This is a genomic window from Streptomyces sp. NPDC050145 (assembly GCF_044460245.1).
Taxonomy (GTDB): domain Bacteria; phylum Actinomycetota; class Actinomycetes; order Streptomycetales; family Streptomycetaceae; genus Streptomyces.
The window spans coordinates 158,588-171,453 of record NZ_JBITJS010000014.1 but is presented as its reverse complement, the minus strand read 5'-3'; the positions used below and the strand labels follow the sequence as shown (position 1 = coordinate 171,453).

The following is a 12,866-nucleotide window of genomic DNA, read 5'->3' as shown; positions in this document are numbered from 1 at the left end:
AAGCGAGGTCCCACGACGTACGGCATCACCGTGACGTCTCATCGCTCCAGCGGAGCCACGCGTGGTTCGATCGGCCCGCCCCTGGCTGGAACGGACTAACCGAACCAACGAAGCCCCTCCCCTCCGGGTCACGCGCCGTACGGGTGAGCCCGGAATCGAACTCGGGTGCGGCTCCGGTGGGGCTTCTCGCGCAGTTCCCCGCGCCCCTGAAATGCAGACCCTTCGGGTCGCATTTCCCCGATGCGTCAGCGCCCCTGGAGATGGCGCACGAAGTGCGCATCTCAGGGGCGCGGGGAACTGCGCGACCAGCCCCCACCGGGCGGCGCCCGGCGACACACGGTCGGAGCTACGGCGGCGGCCGCGAACGCCCGGAAGCCCGACAACCCCGAGCCGGTAGAATCGGGGTCACGACTCCCCGCTCAGCCGCCGGAAGGCAACCCGTGTCATCAGCGACCCCCGCTGCCACCACCCCCGACACCGTCCTGGTCGTCGACTTCGGTGCGCAGTACGCCCAGCTCATCGCCCGCCGCGTCCGTGAGGCCCGGGTCTACAGCGAGATCGTGCCGAGCACCATGCCGGTCGCGGAGATGCTCGCCAAGAACCCGGCGGCGATCATCCTCTCCGGCGGCCCCTCGTCGGTCTACGCGGAGGGCGCCCCGCGCCTGGACCGCGCGATCTTCGACGCCGGCGTCCCCGTCTTCGGCATGTGCTACGGCTTCCAGCTGATGGCCACCGCCCTCGGCGGCACCGTCGACGACAACGGTGCCCGCGAGTACGGCCGCACCCCCCTCACCGTCTCCAAGGCGAGCTCCACGCTCTTCGAGGGCACCCCCGCCGAGCAGTCGGTGTGGATGTCGCACGGCGACGCCTGCTCCGCCGCCCCCGAGGGCTTCACCGTGACCGCGTCCACGGACGTCGTCCCGGTCGCCGCCTTCGAGAACGACGAGAAGAAGCTGTACGGGGTCCAGTACCACCCCGAGGTCATGCACTCGACCCACGGCCAGCAGGTGCTCGAGCACTTCCTGTACCGCGGCGCCGGCATCGAGCCGAACTGGACCACGGGCAGCGTGATCGAGGAGCAGGTCGAGGCGATCCGCGCCCAGGTCGGCGACAAGCGCGCGATCTGCGGTCTGTCCGGCGGCGTCGACTCCGCCGTGGCCGCGGCCCTCGTGCAGAAGGCCATCGGCTCGCAGCTCACCTGCGTCTACGTCGACCACGGCCTGATGCGCAAGGGCGAGACCGAGCAGGTCGAGAAGGACTTCGTCGCCGCGACCGGGGCGAACCTGAAGGTCGTCGACGCGAGCGAGCGCTTCCTGAACGCGCTGGCGGGTGTCTCCGACCCGGAGACCAAGCGCAAGATCATCGGCCGCGAGTTCATCCGCGTCTTCGAGCAGGCGCAGCTGGAGATCCTCCAGGAGGACGGCCCCGAGGTCGCGTTCCTCGTGCAGGGCACGCTCTACCCGGACATCGTCGAGTCCGGCGGCGGCACGGGCACGGCGAACATCAAGTCGCACCACAACGTCGGCGGTCTGCCCGACGACATCGAGTTCGAGCTCGTCGAGCCGCTGCGCCAGCTGTTCAAGGACGAGGTCCGCATGGTCGGCGCCGAGCTGGGCCTGCCGGACGAGATCGTCCAGCGCCAGCCGTTCCCCGGCCCCGGCCTGGGCATCCGTATCGTCGGCGAGGTCACCAAGGACCGTCTCGACCTGCTGCGCGAGGCCGACGCCATCGCCCGCGAGGAGCTCACCGCGGCCGGCCTGGACCGCGAGATCTGGCAGTGCCCCGTCGTGCTGCTCGCCGACGTCCGCTCGGTCGGCGTCCAGGGCGACGGCCGCACCTACGGCCACCCGATCGTGCTGCGCCCCGTCTCCTCCGAGGACGCCATGACGGCGGACTGGACCCGGATGCCGTACGAGGTCCTCGCCCGGATCTCGACCCGCATCACGAACGAGGTCGCTGACGTCAACCGCGTCGTGCTCGACGTCACGAGCAAGCCGCCGGGCACCATCGAGTGGGAGTAGTCCCCACGGTTCAGTGAGAGTGCCGCCCACCGCATCGGTGGGCGGCACTTTCGCTTTCATGAGGCGGCGCTAGGTGCGCTTCATCGTGCGGACCGGGCCGCCGCCCGGGTTCCACACCTGCACCACCAGGTACTTGTCGTCCTCGACGAACGTCCGCGTCACCTCGGTCAGCTCCACGCGGAAGGCTGTCGCCTCCGGGTCCTCGACCGGTACCGCCCGTCCACTGATCCGTACGTCGCCGCCGCCCAGCGTCGTGCCCTCGCCCGGGTTGGCCATGAGGGAGAAGCGCGGGTCGCGCAGCAGGTCACGGGCCTTGAGCGAGTCCGGCATCATGGCGAGCCGGAGCTCGCCGTCCGGGAAGTGCACCTCCAGACCGCTGGTGCGCGGGGAGCCGTCCTTGCGCAGCGTCGCGAGGACATGATGGACGTGCTGCGCGAAGCGCTCCTCGACGGTCTTGGCGAATGCGGGTTCGGCGATGGCGAAGGCAGCCCAGTTCGAGGTCATGGGACGAGTCTCGCGCCGATACCCGACACCCCCTGTCCCCTTTCCCCGGGATTCCCGGGGCGTTTCGCCGCATTCTTTTCACAGCTCGGCTCTGTCGTCCTCGCGTCGCCGGAGGTACCTTCCGCAGCATGTCGACGCAGATCCCCGCCCCGATACCCACCGACCAGCTGCATTTCGCGATGCCGCCCGTGCACACCGACCCCGCCGACGAACGGCGGTACCGCAAGGAGCGGCTCGCGGGGGCGCTGCGCAACTTCGGCCGGCTCGGGTACGAGGACGGGGTGTCGGGCCACATCACGGCCCGCGACCCCGAGTTCGAGGACTGCTACTGGGTCAACCCGTTCGGCATGCCGCTGCGGCACGTCACCGTCGGCGACCTCGTCCTGGCCAACGGGGACGGCCAGGTCCTGGAGGGCCGCTACCACGTCAACCAGGCCGCCTTCACCGTGCACGCCGAGGTGCACCGGGCCCGCCCCGACCTCGTCGCCGTCGCGCACTGCCACTCCGTCCACGGGCGGGCCCTGTCCGCGATCGGCGAGCTCATCGAGCCGATCACCCAGGAGGCCTGCGCCTTCTACGAGGACCACGCGCTGCTCGACGAGTACACGGGCGTGTCCGTCGACGCGGGGGAGGGCAAGCGGATCGCGGTCGCGCTCGGCGCGTTCAAGGCGCTGATCCTGCGCAACCACGGGCTGCTCACCGTGGGCGACTCGGTGGACGCCGCCGCCTGGTGGTTCATCGCGCTCGAACGCTGCGCGCAGGTGCAGCTCGCGGCGCGGGCCGCGGGCCGTCCCGTACTGATCGACCGGCGCCAGGCCGTCGAGACCCGCGAGAAGACGGGCAGCGACCTCGTCGCGTGGATCAACTACCAGAGCATGTGGCAGGACATCACGCGCAGTGAGCCGGAGTTCCTGGCCTGACCGGCCCCGGGCAGGGAGGTCAACCCGCGTCCGGATCGTTCACCCGGGCGAGGCGGGGCCGTGCGCCGGAGCGTGCGCCGCGTAAGGCACAATTCCCTCTCATCACAAGGAAGTTGACGACAGGCGCCACGAGCCGCGTGACCGCTGTCGAACGATCTTGAAGGTGGGGCGTCGCGGTGGCGGTGCAGGAAGCCCGGCAGGGCCAGGGGACGCACGAGGGCGGCTGCGCGTGCGGCGACTGCCCGCACGGTGCGCGCGAGGGGCACCGCCGGGCCGTCGCCGCGTTCGCCGCCAAACGCGACGAGTTCGCGGCCGGGCAGGGCCTGCCGCCCGCCGTCGAGCACTCGGCCGGCGCCTCCCGCCAGTGGATCTCCGACGAACTGACCCAGTCCGCGCGGGACGTCACCGAGCGCGGCCGCGAGGAGAGCGCCATCTGGCTCGCCGCGCTGCGCCCGCGCACCCTGTGGGTGGTCTGGGGCGGCGTCGGCGTGCTGCTGCTCGTCCAGCTCCTCACCGCGTTCGGCGCCGGCTGGACCACCGCCCGCTCCGCCGGACTCGCCGCCGCCGTCCTCCTGGCCGGGCTGCTGACCTGCGCCGCGTATCTGCACCGCGCGCGCGGCGGCGCTCTCGCCCCGCTCATCGGCGAGGACAACCGGCTGTCCACCTCGCGCGCCGTCGCCGCCGCCGTCCTCCTCCTCACCGTCCTCGCCGTGCTCGTCCTCGCCGGTGAACTCGCCGTCGCCGACGGACCGGCCCGCCGCGACGCCCTCATCGACGGGCTCGAACTCGCCCGGGGCGCCGGACTGCTGACCGTCCTCGCCGTCGTCTGCGCCGTCTCCGTCCTGGTCCGCCGGGTCGTCACCCTGCGCGTCGCCGGGCAGCGCCTCCAGAAGGTGCGGGCGGCCCGGCCGCGCGCCGCCGACCTGCTCACCGACGACGCCGGACGCGGCAGCTTCACCGACACGCAGTACGTCGCCGTCAGCGCGGCCGCGGTCGTGTGGGCGGCCGCCCGGCTCGCCCGCCGCCCCGACCAGCTGCCCGACCTGCCCTGGGGGCTCGCGGTCCTCGTCGTCGTCTCCGCCGCCACGTATCTGTGCGGCAAGTACGCGGAGGGCGGCCGGCCGGTGATCCTCTCCGTGGTGCGGGCCCGCGAGGCCGGTGACCTGGACGCGCCGATCCGTACCGGCGACGACATCGAGATCCGCGGCACCGGGTTCGTGCCGCCCGGCGCGGGCGGTGCCGAACAGCTGGCCCGGGTCGCCGTCCGCATCGGCCCCGTCCACGTCCACGTCCCGCTGGTCCCGGTCCCCGGCGGCTTCACCAACCCCACCGACGCCCTGCTCACCGTGCCCGTACCGGTCGACGTCGAGCCCGGCCGCGTCGAGGTGCAGGTGATCACCGCGACCGGCGTCGAGACGAACCGGGTCACCGTCGACGTACTGGACTGACCTCCGGGCAGATTCCGCACGTCCGAACGGCCGCACGACTGAGCCGGATCGCCCTCCCGTACGTATCGTCGGATGACGGGTTGCAGGCATCAGGCGCGGAGAGGCGGCGGACCGGCGATGGCACACGGCATGCGGACGGACGTGCACACCAGCTACGTCGAGGGGAGCACGGACTGGCGGGACTCGGCGCAGCGGTTCGCCCTGCTCCCGCTCCGGATATTCCTCGGCGTCACCTTCATCTACGCGTCCTTCGACAAACTCACCGACAGCGCGTTCTTCAAGTCGAACGGGCCCGGGTCGATCGGGGCCCAGATGCACGGGGTGCGCGACATCTCCGCGTTCCCCGAACTGGTCGACCTGGCACTCAAGTCGCCGCCCGCCTTCGGCTACGCGATCGCCTTCGGCGAGCTGGCGGTCGGGATCGGGACGCTGCTCGGCATCCTCGCGCGGGTCGCCGCGCTCGGCGGCGCCGCCATCTCCCTCAGCCTGTGGCTCACGGTCAGCTGGGCCACGGAGCCGTACTACCTGGGCAACGACCTGGCCTACCTGATGGCATGGCTCCCCCTGATCCTGGCGGGGGCGGCGGTCTGGTCCGTCGACGCGTGGTGGCGCGAACGCCGAGCCCGCCCGTAGACCTCGCACGTCTCGTCGCCGGGCGCGCCCCCGGTGGGGGCTGGTCGCGCAGTTCCCCGCGCCCCTGACGAGGCTGCGCCTCATCGGGGAAATGCGCCCGAAGGGCATGCATTTCAGGGGCGCGGGGAACTGCGCGACCAGCCACGACGGACCGGTGGACGGCGACGGTCAGTCGGAGCTACGGCGGCGACCGCGAACCCGGACCAACTGAGTCGCCGCCCCCACGAGAAGCGCCAGAAACAACCCCCCGCCCACCAGAGGGACGGCGACCCACCAGGGAGCCGTCCAAGCCTCACCCGCGTCGCCGAAATAGACGACCGCCGTGACGAGCAGCACCAGCCCCGCCACCAGCCGCCCCGGAAAGAAGTCATGCCGCACGGGACACCTCCACCTGTCCGAGCCCGACCTCGACGTGGACCCTGATCAGCCCCACGTCGTCACTGCCCCGCGCCGCGGGCAGCGTCACGTTCTCGGAGACGTCAGGCCGCACGTCGACGTCCTTCGACGGATCGTCCGGCATCCGCACGTCCCCGACCTCGACCTCGAGCCGCAGTTCCACCCGCTCGTCCTTCGGCAGCACGAGTCTCACCCGCCCCGCCCCGACCTCGACCCGCGTGGACACGGACGCGCCCCGCGCCACGTCCACCCGGGACAGATCGAGCGTGCCGGTGCCGGCCCCCAGCTCGTAGCGCGGCTCGACCCGCGCCGCGCTCACCGGCGTCCAGGTCTCCCGCTTCCAGTCCTTGGAGAGGTCCGCGGGCAGCGCGGCGGAGGCCGTGAGCAGCCCCGCCGTGAGCACCGCGAGCACGATCGACCCGGCCCCGGTCCGCCCCCGGAACGCGCTCACCGCGATGCCGAGTCCGAAGACCCCGAGCGCGCAGGCGAGCCCGGTCTGCAGACTCGCCGACAGCGTCCGCTCGTCCCACGTGACCCCCGTACCGATGCCCGCGGCGACCAGCGCGCCGAGGAACACCCGCCCGCCGATGCCCCGCGGCCCGCGCGGTGGTGCGGGCGGTGCGGGACGCTTCGTCGCGGGCCCGCCCCCGGAGACCCCGGAGCCCCTGGCCCCGTACGCGGGACCGAGGTCCTCGCTGCCGTCGGGCCCCCAGAAGTACCCGGTGCCGCCGACGTGCGTGCCGTCCTTCACGATCGGGTCCCGCCACCAGGAGGGCGCCCCGGAGACCGGCGGCGCCTGCGCCTCGGGCGGCGCGTCGGCGACGGCCTGCGCGGCCACCGGGTCGGGGTCGGCGCCGCGCCGCTGCTGCGACCAGTAGCCGGTGCCCGCGAGCAGCAGGGCGAGAACGGCGGCGAACGTGAGCACGCCCCCGTTGTTCAGCATCGACAGGAACAGCCCGCACCCGAGCAGCGCCGTGACGATCGCGGCGAGCCCCGGCCCGTCGACGCGTCCGGTGAGCAGCTTGCGGAACTCGTTCTCGTCCTCGTCGTCGTAGGGGACGAAGAGCCACGCGAAGCCGTAGAAGATGAGGCCGACGCCGCCGGTCACGGACAGCACGGCGAGTCCGATCCGGAAGATCACCGGGTCCATGTCGCACTGCCGGCCGAGCCCCGCGCAGACCCCGCCCAGCGTCTTGTACCGCCGGTCGCGGCGGAAGCGGGGCGGGGCGTGGGTGTCGGGGACCGTCGGGTCCGTCGGGTTCTGGGGGGCCTCGGTCATACGTCCATCCTGACGGGCCCGCGCCGCCAGGGGCAGCAGGGACAACCCTGGCGGAACCCTGAGATCGCCCCGACCCGCGCCGCGCGCCCGCACCAGGCCCGCACCCGAGATCAGGGGAGTCCCAGGGGTCGACCCTGATGCCCGAGGACACCGTGCCGTGTGACGATCGGTGCCATGCCGGAAGCAGCGACCGCCCCTCTCACCGAAGACCCGCGCGACCCGCGGCCGCCGCGCAAGCTCTACCGCAGCAGCGACGGACGCTGGCTGGGCGGGGTCGCGCGGGGTCTCGCCGGGCATCTCGGCCTGCCGGTGATCTGGGTGCGCCTGGTCTTCGTCGGCCTGTTCATGGCCGACGGGCTCGGCGCGCTGCTCTACGCGTCGTTCTGGTTCTTCGTGCCGCTCGGCGTCGGAGGCGTCGGCGCCGACCGGCCGCCGGTGCTCACGTCGGAGGTGTCGGCGGACGGCCGGCGCCGGCTGGTCACACGCCGCCCCGACCGGGGCCAGGTGCTCGCACTGCTGCTGATGGTCGTCATGTCGATGATCTTCGTGCAGAACGTGAACCTCACCGGCAACACCAAGGCGTACGTCGTCCCCACGATCCTCGTCGGCGCGGGCGTCGCCCTCGTCTGGCGGCAGGCGGACAACGCGCGCCGGGCCCGCTGGATGGAGGTCGGCCGCCGCCGGCGCACCCTGAACCTGGCGCGGGCCGCGGCCGGCGTGCTCCTCGTCGGCGCGGGCGTCACCGGCATCTTCGTCACCCAGGGCGCCACCGAGCACCTCGGCTCGATCCTCCAGGCGGCCCTCGCCGTGCTCGTCGGCGTGGCCCTGCTCGCCGGCCCCTATCTCATCCGCATGACCCAGGACCTGTCCGAGGAACGCCTGATGCGCATCCGCGCCCAGGAGCGCGCCGAGGTCGCCGCGCACGTCCACGACTCCGTCCTGCACACCCTTACCCTGATCCAGCGCAACGCGGACAGCCCCGCCGAGGTCCGCCGCCTGGCCCGCGCGCAGGAACGCGACCTGCGGGCCTGGCTCTACAAACCGGCCGCCGCCGAGAACCCGCAGGAGCCCGAGACGGTCGCCGAGGCCGTCAGGGGCAACGCGGCGGAGGTCGAGGACAAGCACGGCGTCCCCCTGGAGGTCGTGATCGTCGGCGACGCTCCCCTGGACGACAAACTGGCCGCACAGATGCAGGCCGCGCGGGAAGCGATGGTGAACGCCGCCAAGTACGGTGGCGAGGGCGGGGCCGTCCAGGTCTACGCGGAGGTCGAGGGGGACGAGGTCTTCGTCTCCGTACGGGACCGGGGCCCCGGCTTCGATCTCGACTCCATCCCCGCGGACCGCATGGGCGTAAGAGAATCGATCATCGGCCGGATGGAGCGCAACGGCGGGACGGCCCGGCTGCGGGCGGTCCCCGACGGGGGCACCGAGGTCGAACTGACCATGAAGAGGGCGGAGAAGACGGCATGACGGAACCGACTGAGGAATCTGGTCCGGGACGGCACGTGCGGGTGGTCCTGGTGGACGACCACCGCATGTTCCGCACCGGCGTGCAGGCCGAGATCGGCCGCACCGAGGAGACCGGCGTCGAGGTCGTCGGCGAGGCGGCCGACGTCGACCAGGCGGTCACCGTCATCACGGCGACGCGCCCCGAGGTCGTCCTCCTCGACGTGCACCTGCCGGGCGGCGGCGGCGTGGAAGTCCTGCGCCGCAGCGCCCAGTTGATGGCCGACGCGGACAACCCCGTCCGCTTCCTGGCCCTTTCGGTCTCCGACGCGGCGGAGGACGTCATCGGCGTGATCCGCGGCGGCGCCCGTGGCTACGTCACGAAGACCATCACCGGCGCCGACCTCGTCGACTCGATCTTCCGCGTCCAGGAGGGCGACGCCGTCTTCTCCCCGCGCCTCGCCGGCTTCGTCCTCGACGCCTTCGCTTCGACGGACGCCCCGCCGGTCGACGAGGACCTCGACCGCCTCACCCAGCGCGAGCGCGAGGTCCTGCGCCTGATCGCCCGCGGCTACGCCTACAAGGAGATCGCGAAGCAGCTCTTCATCTCCGTGAAGACGGTCGAGTCCCACGTCTCCGCGGTCCTCCGCAAACTCCAACTCTCCAACCGCCACGAGCTGACCCGCTGGGCGACGGCACGCCGCCTCGTGTGACCGGCACCGGAACCGGCACCGGGCCCGAGCTCCTGCCCGGCGGGCTCGCCAACGCGGGCGCCGTCTTCCGCACCGGCGAGACCGTCGACCGCCCGGCCCCGCCGCACGCCCCCGCGCTCCACGCCCAGCTGCGGGCACTGCGGGCGCGGGGCTTCGACGGGGCGCCGCTCCCCGTCGCCCACGACCCGGCCCGCGGCCGCGAGCGGCTGACCTACGTCCCCGGCGACGTCGCCCTGCCGCCGTTCCCGCCCTGGGCCATGACGGACGCGTCGCTCCGCTCGGTCGGCGCCCTGCTGCGCCGCCTGCACGACGCGTCCGCGTTCGACGCGGAAGCCCGAGCCGCGGCCTGGCCGCGGGACATGGCCGACCCCGAGGGCGGCACGGTCCTGTGCCACAACGACGTCTGCCCCGAGAACGTCGTCTTCCGCGACGGCCGCGCCACCGCCCTCATCGACTTCGACCTCGCGGCCCCGGGCCGCCCGGTGTGGGACCTGGCGATGACCGCCCGCTACTGGATCCCGATGCTCGACCCGCACGCCGCGGCCCACTCCTACCCGCCCCGCCTCGACGTTCCGCGCCGCCTCACCGTCCTCGCCGACGCGTACGGCCTCGCCCCCGCCGACCGCGCCGCGCTCCCCGCCACGATCGAGGAGACCACGGCCGTCTGCCGCGCCTTCGTCGCCGCCCGCCTGACCGCGGGCGACCCGCACTTCATCCGGTCCCACGCGGAGCGCGGCGGCTGGCCCCGCTGGGACCGCCTCCAGACCTGGCTGGAGGACCACCGCGGGGAGTTCACGACGGCACTGACGGCCAGCCGCCCGGGCGCCTGACCCTTACTTCGGCGGGGCCAGCGCCAGCTCGAACCACACGACCTTCCCCACCCCGCGCTCGCGCCGCTCCGCACCCCACCCGTCCGCGAGCATCGCCACCAGCGCGAGCCCCCGCCCCGAATCGACCTCGGGTGATGCAGGGCGAGCCTTCGGAAGCACCTCGCTCGCGTCCGTCACCTGCACCCGCAGCCGCCCTTCGGCCAGGATCGCCCGCGCCCAGATCTCCCGGCCCGGCGGGACGGAGGCGTGCCGGTACGCGTTCGTCATCAGCTCGCTGAGCAGCAGCTCCGCCGTGTCGATCACCGCCGGGTCGAGCCCCCACGACCCGGCCTGGTCCCGGAACAGCGACCGCGCCCGCCCCACGCTCCGCGCACGCCGTGCCATGCGCCATTCGATGTCCTGCGGAAGCCTCGTGGGCCGTTCGCTGTGCATGCGCACCAAGGTCCCGCCCCAGCCGAGGCCAGGGGAGTAACCACATGGGTACAACGGGTACTTGTACCCATCGTGGACCCGGTGACGAATCCCGCCTGGCGGTACTGCGGCAGCCAGATCAAGCTCTGGCGCACGGAGGCGGGCGTGGCGCGCGAGACCCTGGCCGACGAGGCCGGTTACGGCTACGAGTACGTGAAGTCGATGGAGAACGGCCGGCGCCGCCCCACGACCCACCTGCTCCAGGTCGCGGACCTGCTCTGCCAGGCGGGTGGCAAGATCGCCGCCGCGCAGCAGTACCTCAAGCCGGAGCCGCATCCTCAGCGCTCCCAGGAGTTCATGTCCCTGGAGCGCGATGCGATCGCCGTCTCCTCCTACGAGCCCTTGCTCATCCCCGGCCTGTTACAGGCTCCGGAGTACGCGAAGGCCCTGATCGGGGCCAGTTCCCCGCCTCTTGACGACGAGACGGTCGAGCAGCGGGTCGCCGGTCGCCTCAAGCGGCAGGAGGCGCTGACCGCGCGGCCGGGAGTGATGTTCTCCTTCGTGATGTTCGAGGCGGCGTTGCGGACGCAGGTGGGTGGACGGGGCGTGATGCGTGGGCAGCTCGAACGTCTGTTGTGCGTAGGGGAGTTGCGTAACGTCTCGATCCAGGTGCTGCCGTTCGGCAAGGCCTACGGGGTGGGCCTCAACGGCGCCATCGCGCTGCTGGAAACTGCCGACCATGAGCGATACGCCTACGTGGAGGGGCCGGAGAGCAGCACGCTCTATGCCGAGGGAGGCAAGGTCAGCGCACTGTCCCGAGCCCATGACATGATCCGCGTGCATGCCCTCGGGCCGGAGGAGTCGGCCGAGTTCATCAGGAAGGTGGCGGAGGAACTGTGAGCGACGACGCCCGACTCTCGTGGTTCAGGTCGACCTACAGCGACAGCCAGGGCGGCAACTGCGTCGAAGCCGCCATGGACTGGCGTAAGTCGAGCCACAGCGACGATCAGGGCGGCAACTGCGTGGAGATCGCGACCCTCCCCACCCACATCCACATCCGAGACTCGAAGCTCGGGCCCCAGAGCCCGACGTTCGTCTCAACCGCCTCCGCCTGGACGGCATTTCTGGCGCACGCCTGCGCCACTCGCACCGCCTGAACCCCGAGCTTCGAGACGCGAGCCCTGCCTTTAGCGGAATGGCTGGATGGGTCTTAACCCACCACCCACCCTCCCTCGAAGCCGACCGCGATGACTTTCCGTGATCGGCTTGCGGCGGAGTGTCGCGGCACTCTAAGTTCGCGGAAAGAAACAACCCCGGTCGGGTGCTGGAACACCCGCCGGGGTCTGACCCTCAAGATCGAAAAGAGCGATCCTGTGGCTGTTCAAAACCTTAGCCCTGCCCTGCCGTCCTCCGCACACCCCCTGGCCAACCCCGGCTACGGAAAACGCGGCACCCCAGACCAGGAACCCCTCCACCGCGACAGCTTCGCGCACCTCCCCCTCCGCGCCCGCTACCTCGCAGGGTTCATCGACGCGCTCCCCGAGGGCGCCGCCATAGACGCCAAAACACTCGCCAAGGCCCAGCCGCTCTACGGGCAGATGGCCGTGCGCTCGGCACTGAACGAGCTGACCGTCGCCGGACATCTGCGCAGGGTGCGCCGGGTCGCCGAGCAAGAAGACGGCACCGTCCGCTGGGTGTCGGAAACGTACTGGTCCCGCACCGCACGCAGTAGCGCATGGTGGACCCGCTTCCTCGACGGTGACGTACCGGAGCCGGACCCCGAGGTAGCCCACGTTGACCCCGCCCCCGAGCCGCGCGCACCCCGCAGCGAGGCCTACCGAGTGCTCGCCCAATTAGGCCTCCGCGACCCCCGCCTCACCCTCTCCGCCGCCGACTGCGCCGCCCTCGAAGACCACGCCGCGACCTGGCTGGCCCGCGACCCGGCCCCGCGCAACCTCACCCAAGCCCTGACGGCGGGCCTACCGCCCACCGTCCACGCCCCCCGCGCCTTCGTAGCCCGCCGCCTGCGCGACAAACTCCCGCCCGAGCGGCTGCAGTTCAGTCCAGCGGCCCCACCCGCAGAACCCCGCCACCGCGGCGGCCATCGCAACCTGGTCGAATGCACAGAATGCGGTGTCCCCGGCCGCCCCGACGCCATCCCCGACGGCCTCTGCAACCCCTGCCAGGCGACCCGATCCCGTACGCACCCTGTTGATCTGACGGTCCGTCACGCATGATGCGCGTGCATGTCCCGCGAACATGCCA

Annotated in this window: 13 protein-coding genes; 10 read left to right on the top strand and 3 right to left on the bottom strand. The window is 72.2% G+C overall.

The features are described 5' to 3' along the window. The first annotated feature begins 440 nt into the window (after positions 1-440). Positions 441-2,021, top strand: coding sequence for a glutamine-hydrolyzing GMP synthase (gene guaA / locus ACIBTU_RS27430; protein WP_399129137.1), 1,581 nt, complete (start codon positions 441-443; stop codon positions 2,019-2,021). A 69-nt stretch (positions 2,022-2,090) separates the two neighbouring features. On the opposite strand, the gene ACIBTU_RS27425 is transcribed toward guaA, so the two are convergent. Further along, entirely contained in the window at positions 2,091-2,525 is a 435-nt protein-coding gene (locus tag ACIBTU_RS27425) for a pyridoxamine 5'-phosphate oxidase family protein (protein ID WP_399129136.1), read from the bottom strand. A gap of 128 nt (positions 2,526-2,653) precedes the next feature. Here ACIBTU_RS27425 and ACIBTU_RS27420 point away from each other — a divergent pair, with 128 nt between their 5' ends. The 3 genes from ACIBTU_RS27420 (at position 2,654) to ACIBTU_RS27410 (ending at position 5,526) form a co-directional block, all read left to right on the top strand. Then, complete coding sequence (locus ACIBTU_RS27420) at positions 2,654-3,445, top strand: class II aldolase/adducin family protein (RefSeq protein WP_399129135.1); 792 nt, start codon at positions 2,654-2,656, stop codon at positions 3,443-3,445. 176 nt (positions 3,446-3,621) lie between these two features. Further along, on the top strand, positions 3,622-4,893 hold the full coding sequence (locus ACIBTU_RS27415) for a hypothetical protein (protein WP_399129134.1): 1,272 nt from the start codon (positions 3,622-3,624) through the stop codon (positions 4,891-4,893). A gap of 117 nt (positions 4,894-5,010) precedes the next feature. Next, entirely contained in the window at positions 5,011-5,526 is a 516-nt protein-coding gene (locus tag ACIBTU_RS27410) for a DoxX family protein (protein ID WP_399129133.1), read from the top strand. A gap of 367 nt (positions 5,527-5,893) precedes the next feature. Here the strand turns inward: ACIBTU_RS27410 and ACIBTU_RS27405 are convergent, their stop codons facing one another. After that, the gene (locus ACIBTU_RS27405; RefSeq protein WP_399129131.1) at positions 5,894-7,201 is read right to left on the bottom strand and encodes a PspC domain-containing protein; all 1,308 of its coding nucleotides are present in this window, start codon (positions 7,199-7,201) and stop codon (positions 5,894-5,896) included. Between the two features lie 174 nt (positions 7,202-7,375). On the opposite strand from ACIBTU_RS27405, the gene ACIBTU_RS27400 reads away from it, so the two are divergent. From ACIBTU_RS27400 to ACIBTU_RS27390, 3 genes are read left to right on the top strand one after another with little or no spacing between them, the layout of a single operon-like run. After that, on the top strand, positions 7,376-8,671 hold the full coding sequence (locus tag ACIBTU_RS27400) for a PspC domain-containing protein (RefSeq protein WP_399129130.1): 1,296 nt from the start codon (positions 7,376-7,378) through the stop codon (positions 8,669-8,671). Beyond that, on the top strand, positions 8,668-9,360 hold the full coding sequence (locus ACIBTU_RS27395) for a LuxR C-terminal-related transcriptional regulator (protein WP_399129129.1): 693 nt from the start codon (positions 8,668-8,670) through the stop codon (positions 9,358-9,360). Before ACIBTU_RS27400 ends, ACIBTU_RS27395 begins: the two co-directional genes overlap by 4 nt. After that, positions 9,357-10,190, top strand: a complete 834-nt coding sequence (locus tag ACIBTU_RS27390) for a phosphotransferase (protein WP_399129128.1) — start codon at positions 9,357-9,359, stop codon at positions 10,188-10,190. Before ACIBTU_RS27395 ends, ACIBTU_RS27390 begins: the two co-directional genes overlap by 4 nt. A gap of 3 nt (positions 10,191-10,193) precedes the next feature. Here ACIBTU_RS27390 and ACIBTU_RS27385 read toward each other — a convergent pair whose 3' ends face one another. Further along, on the bottom strand, positions 10,194-10,622 hold the full coding sequence (locus tag ACIBTU_RS27385) for an ATP-binding protein (RefSeq protein WP_399129127.1): 429 nt from the start codon (positions 10,620-10,622) through the stop codon (positions 10,194-10,196). A gap of 81 nt (positions 10,623-10,703) precedes the next feature. On the opposite strand from ACIBTU_RS27385, the gene ACIBTU_RS27380 reads away from it, so the two are divergent. The 3 genes from ACIBTU_RS27380 (at position 10,704) to ACIBTU_RS27370 (ending at position 12,838) form a co-directional block, all read left to right on the top strand. Beyond that, positions 10,704-11,501 carry a helix-turn-helix domain-containing protein gene (locus ACIBTU_RS27380; protein WP_399129126.1) on the top strand — a complete coding sequence of 266 codons (798 nt, stop codon included), beginning with the start codon at positions 10,704-10,706 and terminating at the stop codon, positions 11,499-11,501. Continuing rightward, positions 11,498-11,758 (top strand): DUF397 domain-containing protein, encoded by a 261-nt coding sequence (locus ACIBTU_RS27375; RefSeq protein ID WP_399129124.1) that lies wholly within the window; start codon positions 11,498-11,500, stop codon positions 11,756-11,758. Before ACIBTU_RS27380 ends, ACIBTU_RS27375 begins: the two co-directional genes overlap by 4 nt. Positions 11,759-11,974: 216 nt before the next feature. Then, positions 11,975-12,838 (top strand): hypothetical protein, encoded by an 864-nt coding sequence (locus tag ACIBTU_RS27370; protein WP_399129123.1) that lies wholly within the window; start codon positions 11,975-11,977, stop codon positions 12,836-12,838. Positions 12,839-12,866: the final 28 nt, after the last annotated feature.

Bases quoted from the DNA above. Each gene is read 5' to 3' on its own strand.
- ACIBTU_RS27405 (WP_399129131.1), bottom strand. From the start codon at position 7,201: ATGACCGAGGCCCCCCAGAACCCGACGGACCCGACGGTCCCCGACACC.
- ACIBTU_RS27425 (WP_399129136.1), bottom strand. From the start codon at position 2,525: ATGACCTCGAACTGGGCTGCCTTCGCCATCGCCGAACCCGCATTCGCC.
- ACIBTU_RS27395 (WP_399129129.1), top strand. From the start codon at position 8,668: ATGACGGAACCGACTGAGGAATCTGGTCCGGGACGGCACGTGCGGGTG.
- ACIBTU_RS27410 (WP_399129133.1), top strand. From the start codon at position 5,011: ATGGCACACGGCATGCGGACGGACGTGCACACCAGCTACGTCGAGGGG.
- ACIBTU_RS27400 (WP_399129130.1), top strand. From the start codon at position 7,376: ATGCCGGAAGCAGCGACCGCCCCTCTCACCGAAGACCCGCGCGACCCG.
- ACIBTU_RS27420 (WP_399129135.1), top strand. From the start codon at position 2,654: ATGTCGACGCAGATCCCCGCCCCGATACCCACCGACCAGCTGCATTTC.
- ACIBTU_RS27385 (WP_399129127.1), bottom strand. From the start codon at position 10,622: ATGCACAGCGAACGGCCCACGAGGCTTCCGCAGGACATCGAATGGCGC.